This is a genomic window from Pseudomonas sp. TH08, from assembly GCF_016651275.1.
Classification (GTDB): Bacteria; Pseudomonadota; Gammaproteobacteria; order Pseudomonadales; family Pseudomonadaceae; genus Aquipseudomonas.
The window spans coordinates 246679-261780 of record NZ_JAEKEE010000006.1 but is presented as its reverse complement, the minus strand read 5'-3'; the positions used below and the strand labels follow the sequence as shown (position 1 = coordinate 261780).

The 15102-nt window shown below is 60.3% G+C and carries 15 protein-coding genes; all 15 read left to right on the top strand.

The window, feature by feature from the left end; genetic code table 11:
• Positions 1-7 precede the first annotated feature (7 nt).
• The 15 genes from fliS (at position 8) to JFT91_RS27470 (ending at position 14984) form a co-directional block, all read left to right on the top strand.
• Complete coding sequence (gene fliS, locus JFT91_RS27540; RefSeq protein WP_201227448.1) at positions 8-403, top strand: flagellar export chaperone FliS; 396 nt, start codon at positions 8-10, stop codon at positions 401-403.
• 11 nt (positions 404-414) lie between these two features.
• Positions 415-711 carry a flagellar protein FliT gene (gene fliT, locus JFT91_RS27535; RefSeq protein WP_201227447.1) on the top strand — a complete coding sequence of 99 codons (297 nt, stop codon included), beginning with the start codon at positions 415-417 and terminating at the stop codon, positions 709-711.
• Positions 712-883: 172 nt separating this feature from the next.
• Positions 884-2359: a sigma-54 dependent transcriptional regulator gene (locus JFT91_RS27530; RefSeq protein ID WP_122661536.1), complete on the top strand. Its 1476-nt coding sequence runs from the start codon at positions 884-886 to the stop codon at positions 2357-2359.
• Positions 2360-2487: 128 nt separating this feature from the next.
• Positions 2488-3681 (top strand): sensor histidine kinase, encoded by a 1194-nt coding sequence (locus tag JFT91_RS27525; protein WP_201234730.1) that lies wholly within the window; start codon positions 2488-2490, stop codon positions 3679-3681.
• A 5-nt stretch (positions 3682-3686) separates the two neighbouring features.
• Positions 3687-5078, top strand: a complete 1392-nt coding sequence (locus JFT91_RS27520; RefSeq protein WP_201227446.1) for a sigma-54-dependent transcriptional regulator — start codon at positions 3687-3689, stop codon at positions 5076-5078.
• Between the two features lie 128 nt (positions 5079-5206).
• Complete coding sequence (gene fliE / locus JFT91_RS27515; protein WP_064119537.1) at positions 5207-5536, top strand: flagellar hook-basal body complex protein FliE; 330 nt, start codon at positions 5207-5209, stop codon at positions 5534-5536.
• 15 nt (positions 5537-5551) lie between these two features.
• Positions 5552-7339, top strand: coding sequence for a flagellar basal-body MS-ring/collar protein FliF (gene fliF, locus JFT91_RS27510; protein WP_201234438.1), 1788 nt, complete (start codon positions 5552-5554; stop codon positions 7337-7339).
• The gene (fliG, locus tag JFT91_RS27505) at positions 7332-8351 is read left to right on the top strand and encodes a flagellar motor switch protein FliG (RefSeq protein WP_007958288.1); all 1020 of its coding nucleotides are present in this window, start codon (positions 7332-7334) and stop codon (positions 8349-8351) included. The genes fliF and fliG overlap by 8 nt, the downstream gene beginning before the upstream one ends.
• Positions 8352-8355: 4 nt before the next feature.
• A complete protein-coding gene (fliH, locus tag JFT91_RS27500) occupies positions 8356-9162 on the top strand; it encodes a flagellar assembly protein FliH (RefSeq protein WP_201234437.1) in 807 nt (268 codons plus the stop codon).
• Positions 9152-10510 (top strand): flagellar protein export ATPase FliI, encoded by a 1359-nt coding sequence (gene fliI, locus JFT91_RS27495; protein WP_201234436.1) that lies wholly within the window; start codon positions 9152-9154, stop codon positions 10508-10510. The genes fliH and fliI overlap by 11 nt, the downstream gene beginning before the upstream one ends.
• 6 nt (positions 10511-10516) lie before the next feature.
• Complete coding sequence (gene fliJ, locus JFT91_RS27490; RefSeq protein ID WP_201227442.1) at positions 10517-10966, top strand: flagellar export protein FliJ; 450 nt, start codon at positions 10517-10519, stop codon at positions 10964-10966.
• A 146-nt stretch (positions 10967-11112) separates the two neighbouring features.
• Complete coding sequence (locus JFT91_RS27485) at positions 11113-11418, top strand: STAS domain-containing protein (protein ID WP_201227441.1); 306 nt, start codon at positions 11113-11115, stop codon at positions 11416-11418.
• A gap of 5 nt (positions 11419-11423) precedes the next feature.
• The gene (locus tag JFT91_RS27480; RefSeq protein WP_201234728.1) at positions 11424-13127 is read left to right on the top strand and encodes an ATP-binding SpoIIE family protein phosphatase; all 1704 of its coding nucleotides are present in this window, start codon (positions 11424-11426) and stop codon (positions 13125-13127) included.
• A 31-nt stretch (positions 13128-13158) separates the two neighbouring features.
• Positions 13159-13506, top strand: coding sequence for an Hpt domain-containing protein (locus JFT91_RS27475; protein ID WP_201234435.1), 348 nt, complete (start codon positions 13159-13161; stop codon positions 13504-13506).
• A gap of 107 nt (positions 13507-13613) precedes the next feature.
• On the top strand, positions 13614-14984 hold the full coding sequence (locus tag JFT91_RS27470) for a flagellar hook-length control protein FliK (RefSeq protein ID WP_201234434.1): 1371 nt from the start codon (positions 13614-13616) through the stop codon (positions 14982-14984).
• The last annotated feature ends 118 nt before the right edge of the window (positions 14985-15102 follow it).

The following is a 15102-nucleotide window of genomic DNA, read 5'->3' as shown; positions in this document are numbered from 1 at the left end:
GTAGAACATGAACCCAATGTTAGCCCTTCGGCAATATCAGAAAGTCGGCGCACATGCCCAGACATCCGAAGCGAGCCCGCACCGCCTGGTGCAAATGTTGATGGAAGGCGGTCTGGAGCGTATCGCTCAGGCCAAAGGCGCCATTGAGCGCAAGGACATTCCTGCCAAGGGCACTGCCATCAGCAAGGCCATTGGCATTATCGGTGGCTTGTGTGAAGGCCTGGATCTGGAAAACAGTGCCGATACGGTCGGTGAACTCAACCAGCTTTACATCTACATGATGAAGCGGCTGGCACAGGCCAATATCGACAGCGATCCACGGATTCTCGATGAAGTCGCTGGTCTGCTGCGTACCGTGAAGGAAGGCTGGGATGGCATTGCTCCGCCAGGACCCCAGTTTTAAAGGAGAACACCATGAGTCTTGTATTGCAGCGAATCGCCGATACCCGTGAAGCGTTGGCCAGTGCCTTGGCCGAACGTAATTGGGAAGCCATTGGCGAGCTGGATCTGGCTTGCCGTGCCTGCATGGAAGACGTCATGGCTGAAGCTCCGGTGGACGAGGTCGCGTTGCGCGAAAATCTTGAGGAGTTGCTCCACGTCTACAAGGAGCTTCTTGAGGCTGCCATGGGTGAGCGGCAGGCAATTGCCAATGAGATGTCGCAGATCACCCAAGCGCAAAAGGCAGCAAAGGTTTACCATCTGTTTGGTTAATTAATCCCCAGTTAATCCAGACATGTGCGCCATAAATTTGACTGTGCACGGTTTTTTGACTTAACTAGTGGCTGATTTCAGATTTCAGGCGTCTACAGGCACAAGGTGTCCTGCAAGCGTCTCGCTTGCCCCATTTTTCGGGCATTGAGTTGACTAGGGAAGTTGCTATTGCATGTGGCGTGAAACCAAAATTCTGCTGATCGATGACGATAGCGTCCGCCGCCGCGACCTGGCGGTGATTCTAAATTTTCTCGGCGAAGAAAATTTACCCTGCGGTAGCCATGACTGGCAGCAGGCAGTCGGCTCTTTGTCGTCTAGTCGTGAGGTCATTTGCGTACTGATCGGGACGGTCAATGCTCCTGGTGCGCTTTTGGGCTTGCTAAAGACACTCTCAACCTGGGATGAGTTCCTTCCGGTTTTGTTGATGGGCGATAATTCTTCCGTCGACCTGCCTGATGACCAGCGTCGTCGCGTGCTCTCGACCCTCGAAATGCCGCCGAGCTACAGCAAATTGCTCGACTCGCTGCACCGCGCCCAGGTCTACCGCGAAATGTACGACCAGGCCCGCGAGCGCGGCCGTCATCGCGAACCCAATCTGTTCCGCAGCCTCGTCGGCACCAGCCGGGCGATTCAGCACGTGCGTCAGATGATGCAGCAAGTGGCCGACACCGACGCCAGCGTGCTGATCCTCGGCGAGTCCGGCACCGGCAAGGAAGTGGTTGCGCGCAACCTGCACTACCACTCCAAGCGTCGCGACGCGCCGTTCGTGCCGGTCAACTGCGGGGCGATCCCGGCAGAACTGCTGGAAAGCGAGCTGTTCGGTCACGAAAAGGGCGCTTTCACTGGCGCCATCACCAGCCGTGCCGGCCGTTTCGAACTGGCCAACGGCGGTACGCTGTTTCTCGACGAAATCGGCGACATGCCGCTGCCGATGCAGGTCAAACTGCTGCGCGTCCTGCAGGAGCGCACCTTCGAGCGCGTGGGCAGCAACAAGACCCAGAGCGTCGATGTGCGCATCATTGCCGCGACTCACAAGAATCTCGAAAGCATGATCGAGATCGGCACCTTCCGCGAAGATCTCTACTATCGCTTGAACGTGTTCCCGATCGAGATGGCGCCGCTGCGTGAACGCGTCGAAGACATCCCGCTGCTGATGAACGAACTGATCTCGCGCATGGAGCACGAGAAACGCGGTTCGATCCGTTTCAACTCCGCCGCGATCATGTCGCTGTGCCGTCACGGCTGGCCGGGCAACGTTCGCGAACTGGCTAACCTGGTCGAGCGCATGGCGATCATGCACCCGTACGGTGTGATCGGCGTCGTCGAGTTGCCGAAGAAATTCCGCTACGTCGATGACGAAGACGAGCAAATGGTCGACAGCCTGCGCAGCGATCTCGAAGAGCGCGTGGCCATCAATGGTCATACCCCGGACTTCACCGCCAACGCCATGTTGCCGCCGGAAGGCCTGGACCTGAAGGACTACCTCGGGGGTCTGGAACAAGGCCTGATCCAGCAGGCGCTGGATGATGCCAATGGCATTGTTGCGCGTGCTGCCGAACGTCTGCGCATTCGACGTACCACGCTGGTCGAGAAGATGCGCAAGTACGGCATGAGTCGGCGCGATGGAGACGAACAGGCGGAGGATTGACGCCTGTTTTTCAACTGCTTCATTTATAAGCAGTTTTTTTTAGGCACGGGTATTGCTACATCCCTCGCAACGTTCCGTTTAACTGACGGTCAGCCAAGCGAGAGAGCACAATGCCCCAAGCCTCCCAGATGTCTTCTGCCTCCAGTCCCGAGGGGCAACCGTCCTCCGTAGAGCAGGCAAGCCGACAGGGTCTTGAGCAGGCTTTCGAGCTGTTCAATCAAATGTCCAGCCAGTTGACTGACTCCTACAGCATGCTCGAGGCGCGGGTGACCGAGCTCAAGGGTGAGCTGGCCGTGGTCAGCGCCCAGCGCATGCAGGAACTGGCGGAAAAAGAACGTCTGGCCAACCGTCTGCAAAACCTTCTTGATCTGTTGCCCGGTGGCGTCATCGTGATTGATGGCCACGGCATCGTGCGCGAAGCCAACCCGGCCGCCATCGACTTGCTCGGGCTGCCGCTGGAGGGTGAGCTGTGGCGTAATGTCATTGCGCGTTGTTTTGCGCCGCGTGAAGACGACGGCCACGAAATCTCCCTGAAAAACGGTCGACGCCTGTCGATTGCCACGCGCTCGCTGGATGCCGAGCCGGGGCAATTGGTGCTGCTCAACGACCTGACAGAAACCCGTCATCTGCAAGATCAGCTGGCGCGCCACGAACGTCTGTCCTCGCTGGGGCGTATGGTCGCCTCGCTGGCGCATCAGATCCGCACGCCGTTGTCCGCCGCGTTGCTCTACGCCAGTCACTTGACCGAGCAGGAACTGCCGGTCGCCACCCAGCAGCGTTTCGCCGGACGCCTCAAGGAGCGCCTGCATGAACTGGAGCACCAGGTGCGCGACATGCTGGTATTCGCACGCGGTGAATTGCCGCTGACCGATCGCCTCACCCCGAATGCGCTGATGCAATCGCTGCAGGCTGCCGCATTGACCCACGTGCAGGATCTGCCAATTCGCTGGCAGTGCGACAGTCATGTCGGCGAGTTGCTGTGCAACCGCGACACACTGGTCGGGGCGCTGTTGAATCTGATCGAAAACGCGATTCAGGCCTGCACTGCTGATGTGCGCCTGAAAGTGCATTGCTACACCCGAGACAACACGCTGCGGTTATGCGTCAGCGACAGTGGCAGCGGCATTGACCCGGTTGTTCTGGCGCGGCTCGGCGAACCATTTTTCACCACTAAAGTCACCGGTACCGGCCTCGGCCTGACCGTGGTCAAGGCTGTGGCCAGGGCACATCAGGGAGAATTGCAGCTGCGTTCGCGAGTCGGACGCGGCACGTGCGCGCAGGTGATTCTGCCGCTGTTTTCCGCTGTACAGGGAGCTGAGTGAACGTCATGGGCATCAAGGTTTTGCTGGTCGAGGATGACCGTTCGTTGCGCGAGGCGCTGGCCGATACGTTGCTGTTGGCTGGCCATGATTATCAAGCCGTCGGCAGTGCTGAGGAGGCGTTGACGGCGGTGGCGCGCGAAGCATTCAGCCTGGTGGTCAGCGACGTCAACATGCCCGGCATGGATGGCCATCAATTGCTCGCGTTGCTGCGCACTCGTCAGCCGCAATTGCCGGTGTTGCTCATGACTGCTCACGGGGCGGTCGAGCGTGCCGTCGATGCGATGCGCCAGGGCGCGGCGGACTATCTGGTCAAGCCGTTTGAACCCAAGGCTCTGCTGGATCTGGTGTCGCGACACGCGCTGGGCAGCCTCGGTGCAGGCGACGTCGAAGGCCCGATCGCGGTCGAGCCGGCCAGTGCCCAGCTTCTGGAACTGGCGGCGCGCGTTGCACGCAGCGACTCCACCGTGCTGATTTCCGGCGAGTCAGGTACCGGCAAGGAAGTGCTGGCACGCTACATTCACCAGCAGTCCCATCGTGCCAGCCAACCGTTCATCGCGATCAATTGCGCGGCCATCCCCGACAACATGCTCGAAGCGACGTTATTCGGTCACGAGAAAGGCTCGTTCACTGGCGCCATCGCGGCGCAGGCGGGCAAGTTCGAACAGGCCGACGGCGGCACCATCCTGCTCGATGAAATTTCCGAAATGCCCCTCGGCCTGCAAGCCAAGCTGCTGCGCGTGTTGCAAGAGCGCGAAGTCGAGCGGGTGGGGGCGCGCAAGCCAATCACGTTGGACATTCGCGTGGTCGCCACCACCAACCGCGATCTGGCCGGGGAAGTGGCGGCGGGGCGTTTCCGTGAAGATCTTTTTTACCGTCTGTCGGTTTTCCCCCTCGCCTGGCGTCCACTTCGCGAGCGCACTGCCGATATCTTGCCGCTGGCTGAGCGCTTGCTGGCCAAGCACGTCAATAAAATGAAGCATGCGGCGGCGAAACTTTCGCCGGAAGCGCAGGCGTGCCTGACTGGATATCCATGGCCGGGCAATGTGCGAGAGCTGGATAACGCGATTCAGCGGGCGTTGATTCTGCAGCAGGGAGGTTTGATCCAACCGCAGGATTTCTGTCTCGCCGGTCCCGTGATGTTCGCCACGTTGCCAGTGGCAGCGCCGGTGCCCGCCGTGATTCGTGAGGTGGAAATCGAAGCGGATTCGGCCGGAGCCCTGGGCGATGACCTGCGCCGCCGGGAGTTTCAGATGATCATCGACACCTTGCGCACCGAGCGTGGCCGGCGCAAGGAAGCGGCAGAAAAGCTCGGTATCAGCCCGCGCACCTTGCGTTACAAGCTGGCGCAAATGCGCGACGCCGGCATGGATGTCGAAGGCTACCTGTTCGCTACGTGAGTCGTGGCGCAAAGACTTGAAAATGCTTTTCTGAAAGGGCTGCCCATGAGCTGGCACCCTTGTTGCTAATACCTGTGTACCCGCCGAGTGAGTGTCAAAAAATTGCGGGCCGCCCAAGAGAGTAGACCATGAGCCAAGGTATTGAATTTAATCGGTTGATGACAGACATGAAGGCCATGAAGCTGGATGCCATGTCTGCGCCGAAATCGACGACCGCTGTCCCTGAACTGGCGGGCAGCAGCTTTTCCGACATGCTCGGTCAGGCGATCAACAAAGTCAGCGATACCCAGACCGCGTCGACTCAATTGGCCAATGCCTTTGAAGTTGGCAAGAGCGGCGTCGATCTGACGGACGTGATGATCGCTTCGCAAAAAGCCAGCGTGTCGTTCCAGGCTCTGACCCAGGTGCGCAACAAGCTGGTTCAGGCATATCAAGACATCATGCAGATGCCGGTTTAAGGACGAGATTGAGTCATGGCAGAAGCAGTCGCCGATAACGTTCCGGCCAAGGCCACCCCGATAGACGGCAAACCGCCGCTGTTCGGCCTGACCTTCCTGGAAAACCTCTCCGAGATGACCGTGCTGCGTCAGGTGGGCCTGTTGGTCGGCCTGGCCGCGAGCGTGGCGATTGGCTTTGCCGTGGTGCTGTGGTCGCAGCAGCCGGATTATCGTCCGTTGTACGGCAGCCTTGCCGGCATGGACGCCAAGCAGGTCATGGACACCCTGGCCTCAGCCGACATTCCTTACACCGTCGAACCGAATTCCGGCGCCTTGCTGGTCAAAGCCGATGACCTGTCCCGTGCGCGGATGAAACTCGCTGCTGCTGGTGTCACTCCCAGCGACGGCAACATCGGTTTCGAAATCCTCGACAAGGAGCAGGGGCTGGGCACCAGCCAGTTCATGGAAGCGACCAATTACCGTCGCGGCCTCGAAGGTGAATTGGCGCGGACCATTTCCAGCCTGAACAACGTCAAAGGCGCGCGCGTGCACCTGGCGATTCCGAAGAGCTCGGTGTTCGTGCGTGATGAACGCAAGCCAAGCGCTTCGGTGCTGGTCGAGCTGTACTCCGGTCGTTCGCTGGAGCCGGGCCAGGTCATTGCGATCATCAATCTGGTGGCGACTTCCGTTCCCGAGCTGAGCAAATCGCAGATCACCGTCGTCGACCAGAAGGGCAACCTGCTCTCTGATCAGGCGGAAAACTCCGAAATGACCATGGCCGGCAAGCAGTTCGATTACAGCCGCCGTATGGAAAGCATGCTCACTCAGCGCGTGCACAACATCCTGCAACCGGTGTTGGGTAATGACCGCTACAAGGCTGAAGTCTCGGCCGACATCGATTTCAACGCTGTCGAGTCCACTGCCGAGCAGTTCAACCCGGATCAACCGGCGCTGCGCAGCGAACAGTCGGTCAACGAACAACGCACTGCCAGCAATGGCCCGCAAGGTGTGCCGGGTGCTCTGAGCAACCAGCCACCGTCGCCAGCCTCGGCGCCGCAAACCACCGGTGGCGCTGCTGCGCCGGCCAGCATGGTGCAGCCAGGTCAGCCATTGGTTGATGCCAACGGTCAGCAGATCATGGACCCGGCCACAGGCCAGCCGATGCTCGCGCCGTACCCGGCCGACAAGCGTCAACAATCCACCAAGAACTTTGAACTCGACCGTTCGATCAGCCACACCAAACAGCAGCAGGGTCGTCTGAATCGTCTGTCGGTGTCGGTGGTTGTCGACGATCAGGTCAAGGTCAACGCGGCCAACGGGGAAATCACCCGCGCGCCGTGGAGCGCCGACGAATTGTCGCGCTTCACCCGTCTGGTGCAGGACGCCGTCGGCTTCGATGCCAGCCGTGGCGACAGTGTCAGCGTGATCAACATGCCGTTCTCCGCCGAGCGCGGCGAAGTGATTGCCGATATTCCGTTCTACTCCCAGCCATGGTTCTGGGACATCGTCAAACAAGTGCTGGGTGTGTTGTTCATCCTGGTGCTGGTGTTTGGTGTGCTGCGTCCGGTGTTGAACAACATCACCGGCGGTGGCAAAGGCAAGGAGCTGGCCGGTCTTGGCAGCGACGTGGAACTCGGTGGGATGGGCGGCCTGGACGGCGAGCTTTCCAACGACCGCGTGAGCCTCGGTGGTCCGCAGAGCATTCTGTTGCCGAGCCCGAGCGAGGGTTATGACGCGCAACTGAATGCAATCAAGAGTCTGGTGGCAGAAGACCCGGGTCGCGTGGCCCAGGTCGTGAAAGAGTGGATTAACGCAGATGAGTGATAACCGAGCCGCCGTCGCCAAACTGTCCCGGGTCGATAAAGCCGCGATTTTGCTGCTGTCCCTGGGCTCGACCGATGCTGCGCAAGTGCTGCGCCACATGGGCCCGAAAGAGGTTCAGCGTGTGGGTGTGGCGATGGCGCAGATGGGCAACGTCCATCGCGAGCAAGTCGAACAGGTCATGAGCGAGTTCGTCGACATCGTCGGCGACCAGACCAGCCTGGGCGTCGGTTCCGACGACTACGTGCGCAAAATGCTCACCCAGGCCCTGGGTGAAGACAAGGCCAACGGCCTGATCGACCGCATCCTGCTCGGTGGCAACACCAGTGGCCTCGACAGCCTGAAATGGATGGAGCCGCGTGCCGTTGCTGACGTGATCCGTTACGAACACCCGCAGATCCAGGCGATCGTGGTTGCCTACCTCGACCCGGATCAGGCCGGTGAAGTACTCGGTAACTTCGACCATAAAGTGCGCCTGGACATCATCCTGCGCGTGTCGTCGTTGAACACCGTGCAGCCAGCGGCACTGAAGGAATTGAACCAGATTCTCGAGAAGCAGTTCTCCGGCAACTCGAATGCCTCGCGCACTACCCTGGGTGGTATCAAGCGTGCGGCAGACATCATGAACTTCCTCGACAGCTCGATCGAAGGCCAGCTCATGGACTCGATCCGCGAAGTCGACGAAGACCTGTCCGGTCAGATCGAAGACCTCATGTTCGTGTTCAACAACCTTGCCGATGTCGACGATCGCGGTATTCAGGCGCTGTTGCGCGAAGTGTCTTCCGACGTGCTGGTGCTGGCCCTCAAGGGTTCGGACGAAGGCGTCAAAGAGAAGATCTTCAAGAACATGTCCAAACGTGCCGCCGAACTGTTGCGCGACGACCTCGAGGCCAAAGGCCCGGTGCGCGTCAGCGACGTCGAAACCGCGCAGAAGGAAATCCTCACCATCGCCCGTCGTATGGCCGAAGCCGGCGAGATCGTACTCGGTGGCAAAGGTGGCGAGGAAATGATCTAAGCCCATGGACAAGCACGACGACGATGTGACGGATCTGATCCGTGCCCGCGATGTTCGCGGTTTCGAATCCTGGGCGTTGCCCAGCTTCGATCCGCCGAAACCGGAGCCCGAGCCTGAACCCGAGCCCGAACCGCCGGTAATGGAAGAAGTGCCACTGGACGAAGTCCAGCCACTGACCCTCGAAGAGCTCGAAAGCATCCGTCAGGAGGCTTACAACGAGGGCTTCGCCATCGGCGAAAAAGAAGGTTTTCACAGCGCCACGCTGAAGGTTCGTCAGGAAGCCGAAGTGGCCTTGGCAGCGAAAGTCGCCAGCCTTGAGCAACTGATGGGGCACCTGTTCGAACCGATCGCCGAGCAAGACACGCAGATTGAAAAGTCGCTGGTCGATCTCGTGCAGCACATCACCAAACAAGTGATCAAACGTGAGCTCGCGATCGATTCGACGCAGATCGAGCAGGTCATGCGCGACGCGCTCAAGCTGTTGCCATTGGGTGTGGAAAACGTGCGCCTGTACGTCAATCCGCAGGATTTCGCTCAGGTCAAAGCCCTGCGTGAACGCCATGAAGAAACCTGGCGCATCGTCGAAGACGACTCGCTGTTGCCCGGTGGTTGCCGGGTAGAAACCGAGCACAGTCGCATCGACGCCAGCATCGAATCGCGTGTCAGTCAGGTCATGGCCAAGCTGTTCGATCAGTTGCATGAACAGGCTTTGCACCCGACGGCGCCGGACCTGAGTCTGGACATTCCTGAGGACGCCAAACCGGCTGTCGACGCTGACGAGCCGCTGGCGGACGCCCCCGATGCGCCTTGAACGCACCAGTTTCGCCAAGCGCCTGAGCACCTATGCCGAGGCCACCGAGATTGCCGGTGCGCCGATCCTTGAAGGTCGCCTGCTGCGCATGGTCGGCCTCACCCTGGAAGCCGAAGGCCTGCGCGCCGCCATGGGCACACGCTGCCTGGTGATCAACGACGACAGCTATCACCCTTCGCAGGTGGAAGCGGAAGTCATGGGCTTTTCCGGCAATAAAGTCTTTCTGATGCCGGTCGGCAGCGTCGCCGGTATCGCTCCGGGCGCCCGTGTCGTGCCACTGGCCGACACCGGGCGTTTGCCGATGGGCATGAGCATGCTTGGTCGCGTGCTCGATGGCGCCGGTCGTGCGCTGGACGGCAAGGGCGGCATGAAAGCCGAAGACTGGGTGCCGATGGATGGCCCGACGATCAACCCGCTCAACCGTGACCCGATCAGCGTACCGCTGGACGTTGGCATTCGTTGCATCAACGGTTTGTTGACGGTCGGTCGCGGCCAGCGTCTGGGTCTGTTCGCCGGTACCGGTGTCGGTAAATCGGTATTGCTTGGCATGATGACCCGCTTCACTGAGGCCGACATTATCGTCGTCGGTCTGATCGGTGAGCGGGGTCGAGAAGTTAAGGAATTCATCGAGCACATCCTCGGTGAAGAAGGTCTCAAACGTTCGGTGGTGGTTGCCTCGCCGGCGGACGATGCGCCGCTGATGCGTTTGCGCGCGGCGATGTATTGCACGCGCATTGCCGAGTATTTCCGCGACAAGGGCAAGAACGTCCTGTTGCTGATGGATTCGCTGACCCGTTTCGCCCAGGCGCAGCGGGAAATCGCTTTGGCCATTGGCGAGCCGCCCGCGACCAAGGGATATCCGCCGTCGGTGTTCGCCAAACTGCCGAAACTGGTGGAACGCGCCGGTAATGCCGAGAAGGGCGGGGGTTCGATCACCGCGTTCTATACCGTGCTGTCCGAGGGCGATGACCAGCAGGACCCGATTGCCGACTCGGCGCGGGGCGTGCTCGACGGCCACATCGTGCTGTCGCGGCGTCTGGCCGAGGAAGGGCACTACCCGGCCATCGACATCGAAGCCTCGATCAGTCGGGTGATGCCGGCGGTGGTCTCGGCGGAACACATGCAGCGCGCGCAGTATTTCAAACAGCTGTGGTCGCGCTATCAGCAGAGTCGCGACCTTATCAGCGTCGGCGCGTATGTTGCCGGTGGCGATCGCGAGACCGACCTGGCGATTTCCCTGCAACCGCAATTGGTCAGGTACCAGCGTCAGGGTCTGAACGACAAAATCAACATGGGCGAAAGTCAGTCCTATCTCGCGACCTTGTTCGCCCCGGCGACAGGCGGATAACCGGCCATGGCCGTCAGCCGAGCCGCGCGTCTCGCTCCGGTGGTGGACATGGCCGAACAGGCCGAGAAAACCGCCGTGCAGCGCCTGGGCTATTTTCAAGGACAGGTGAAGGTTGCCGAAAGCAAACTCGCCGACCTGCACGCCTTCCGCCTGGATTACTCGGAGCAATGGATCGTGCGCGGCAGCACTGGCGTCAGTGGGCAGTGGCTGCTCGGCTTCCAGGGCTTTCTGGCGCAACTCGACACGGCTGTTGATCAACAGCGGCAAAGTCTGGTCTGGCACCAGAACAATCTTGATAAGGCGCGAGAGGCCTGGCAACAGGCATTCGCCAAGGTCGAGGGTTTGCGCAAACTGGTGCAGCGCTATCGCGAAGAGGCGCAACGCCTTGAAGACAAGCGCGAGCAGAAACTACTGGACGAGTTGTCCCAGCGCTTGCCGCGCCACCAGCCTTTTTAAAACAGGTCAAAAGATCGCAGCGTGCCGCAGCTCCTGCAGGGAACGTGTGGCACGCTGCGATCTGTTGATCTTGTCCTGCGCCTTGCTGCAACCCTGTCCAAGTGCTAAACCTTGTACACGTTCGTCAATGACAAGGAAGCCAGTCAATGTCAGTCGTTACAGAAGTCTCCCCGGATGGGCAAAAGCTGACTATTTCGGTCAGGGGGCGGTTCGATTTCGGTCGCCATCAGGAGTTTCGTGAAGCGTATGAGAAGGTCGATCAAAAGCCGGAATCCATTGTGGTTGACCTGAAAGAGGCCACTTATCTCGACAGCTCCGCGTTGGGTATGCTGCTTCTGCTGCGCGACCACGCTGGCGGCGACAGTTCGGATGTGCGGGTGGTCAACAGCAACTCCGACGTGCGCAAAATTCTCGCCATCTCCAACTTCGACAAACTCTTCGACATCAGTTGATCGCCATGCAGGCGCAGGAGCCGCTGACCATTCTGATCGCCGAAGACAGCGCCGCCGACCGGTTGCTGTTGTCGACCATCGTCCGCCGTCAGGGCCATGAAGTGCTGACGGCGGCCAACGGTGCCGATGCCGTCGAGATCTTCCGCCGGCAACAACCCCAGCTTGTCCTGATGGACGCGATGATGCCGGTGATGGACGGTTTCGAGGCGGCCCGGCAGATCAAGGTGCTGGCCGGCGAAACCCTGGTGCCGATTATCTTCCTGACGTCGCTGACCGAAAGCGAAGCGCTGGCGCGGTGTCTGGAAGCCGGGGGTGACGACTTTCTGGCGAAACCGTACAACCAGGTGATCCTCGCCGCCAAAATCAAGGCGATGGATCGTTTGCGACGTCTGCAAGCCACGGTGCTGCAACAGCGCGACCTGATCGCCAAGCATCACGACTACTTGCTCAACGAACAGCGCGTCGCCAAAGCGGTGTTCGACAAGGTGGCGCATTCCGGTTGCCTGAGTGCGCCGAACATCCGTTACCTGCAATCGCCTTACGCGCTGTTCAACGGCGACCTGCTGCTGGCGGCCTACACGCCGGCGGGCGACATGCATGTCATGCTCGGCGACTTCACCGGGCATGGCCTGCCAGCGGCGGTGGGCGCGATGCCGTTGGCCGAAGTCTTTTATGGCATGACCGCCAAGGGTTATGGCCTGGCCGAGACCCTGCGCGAGATGAACGCCAAGCTCAAACGCATCCTGCCGGTCGATATGTTCTGTTGCGCGACCGTGTTGTGCCTGAGCTTTCAGCGGCGTTCGGTGGAAGTGTGGAATGGCGGCATGCCCGACGGTTACCTGCATCGGGTCGCCACGGGTGAGCGCGAGCCTTTGGTGGCGCGCCATTTGCCACTGGGCGTACTCAGTCCGCAGGCCTTCGACGACCGCACCGAAGTGCTTTCGATGGCGGTGGGCGACCGGGTCTTTGTGTTGTCCGATGGGGTCATCGACACCAGCGATGCCAACGATCAACTGTTCGGTGTCGAGCGTTTGCAGCAGGTATTTGCCGCCAACCGTGAGCCTGATCGGTTGTTCGCGGATATCAACCAGGCTTTGCGGGATTTTCGCGGTGAGGCGCGCGACGATGTGAGCATGGTCGAAGTCGCTATGCTGGACCTCGCACATGTCAGCCCGACGGCGCCGGTGTATTCCGACAGCGGCCAGTCGTGTCCGCTGGACTGGTCGGTGAGCTTCGAATTTCGCGGCGCCACGCTCAGGCGTTTCAACCCTTTGCCGTACTTGTTGCAGTTGCTGCTGGAGGTGCATGGGTTGCGGGCGCAGAGTGGCGCGTTGCACAGCGTGCTCGCCGAGTTGTACTCCAACGCACTGGAGCATGGCGTGCTCGGACTGGATTCCAGCCTCAAGCGCGATGCCACCGGTTTTGCCCGTTATTACGAGCAGCGCAACGCACGGCTCGATGGTTTACAGGACGGTTATGTGCGTATCCACCTCCAGGTTAAACCCGTGAGCAATGGCGGATGCCTGGTGATCCGCGTCGAAGACAGTGGCAAGGGTTTTGACGTGGAACGGATGATGGAGCGGCCATTGGATGATGTCCGTCTGTCGGGGCGTGGTGTCAGTCTGATCCGGCAATTGGGGCGTAATGCCAGGTGGTCGGACCAAGGTCGTAGTGCTTGCGTGGAGTTTCTCTGGGAGGTTCAGGCATAATTCGCGCAATTCTTGATCAAGGAGTGAGCAAGTGACTGACAAACATGTGGATCGCGAAACGCTAAGCGTACTGCGCGAAGTTATGGAGGAGGGGTATCCGGAGTTGCTGGATACCTTTCTGGCCGATTCCGAAAGTCGCTTGGTTGAGCTGCGCAAGACTGCAGACGCCAAGGTCTTGTCGGAAGTTGCCCATAGCTTCAAGGGCAGCGCCAGCAACATGGGGGCGACTCATCTGGCCGGCTTGTGTCAGAAGCTGGAGTCGGATGCAAATAACAAAAGTCCCGATGAAATCGCCCAACTGATCGCCGAAATCGGCAACGAGTTTGCTGATATACGTCCTGTCTATGAAGACGAGCGACAGCACGCTACCACTCACTGATTTCACTCCGTCCGGCGCTTTTCCACGGCGCCGGACAAAACTGGCCCGGCACTTGCAGCTATCTCCCGCAACTGTACCTACGATCCCAGTGCAGCGGAGACCGTTTCATGCCTGCGACCCCCAACATTCTTCTTCAGAACGCCGCTCAGGCCAAGGCTCAAGCCGCCTCTGCCAAAACGCCGGCAATGGCCGCAGACGCCGGGGACAAGGCCTCAAGCTTCGCTCAGGTATTCGCCGATCAGGGCTCGAACAAGCCTGCCATGACGACTGACGCCCCGATGAAGTCGGCGCGCGACAAGGTCGCCGACACCAGCGGCAAGAAGGACGTCAGCAAGGATCAATCTGCCCCTGCGAAGCCAGCGGTTGCCGATAGCGGCAATGCCTTGCCTGCCGACAAGCCGGTGGCGGCCGACGACAAGACCGCCAGCAGCGACGATGCCACTGATACCACGCAGACTCCGGTGACGGATGCCGCTCCAGTCGACCCGACGCTGGATCCTGCATTGGTTGCCGTCGTCCAACCGGTAGTGACGCCACCCGTCGTGGCGGCTCCGGTGGCCGAAGCGACCACTCCGGCGAAAACCGAAACCCCGGCCGTGGCCGTGTTGCCAGGTGTGGTCAAAGATCCGGCGGCGAGCACCGACAGCGATTTCGACCCTTCGGCCGATCCTCTCGATGCTTTGCCGGCCGTGCGCATGGCGATGGAGCAGGGTGGACACATTTCCGCCGCCAGCCAGGCACAACCGAAAGCGGCGCCTGCGCAAACACAGGCTGACAGCGAATTGACCTCGGCGCAGAACTTTGCCGCCGGCATGGCCAGCATGCTCGACGTGCAGGCCGACAAGGACAGCACTGGTCAGGGCGGCGAGAAGGCTTTCAGCGGGTTGATCGATGACGGCCTGAAAGACTTGAAAACCGCCACAAGCGATACCCGTGTCGATGACTTTGCCAACCGCTTGGCGGCACTGACTCAGGCTGCCACGCCGAAGACCGCGAACGCTGTTCCGGTGAATCAGCCGATCGCCATGCATCAAAGCGGCTGGACCGAAGAAGTGGTCAACCGCGTCATGTATCTGTCGAGCGCCAATCTGAAGGCGGCAGACATTCAATTGCAGCCGGCGGAGCTGGGGCGTCTGGATATCCGCGTGAACATGGTCCCGGATCAGCAGACGCAGGTGACGTTCATGAGCGCGCACCCAAGTGTGCGTGAAGCCCTCGATGGGCAGATGCATCGCCTGCGCGATATGTTCGCCCAGCAGGGCATGGGCCAGGTCGACGTCAACGTGGCCGATCAGGGTCGTGGCTGGCAAGGACAGGGTCAGGAGCAGCAAGCGCAGCAGGGCCAAAGTGGTCGCACCAGCGCTGCCGGTGGTCGTCTGGATTCGGCGGATGAAGAATTGGCACCCGCTGCTGTTGCTGAAGCTGCCGCCCAGACCACCAGCGTGATCGGCACCAGCGCCGTCGACTATTACGCCTGACACACCGCTGTACCTTGTGGGAGCTGGCTTGCCAGCGATGGCGGCGGCACATTCAACATAGATGTGTCTGACAGATTGCTATCGCTGGCAAGCCAGCTCCCACAGGTTTTGCATCAGT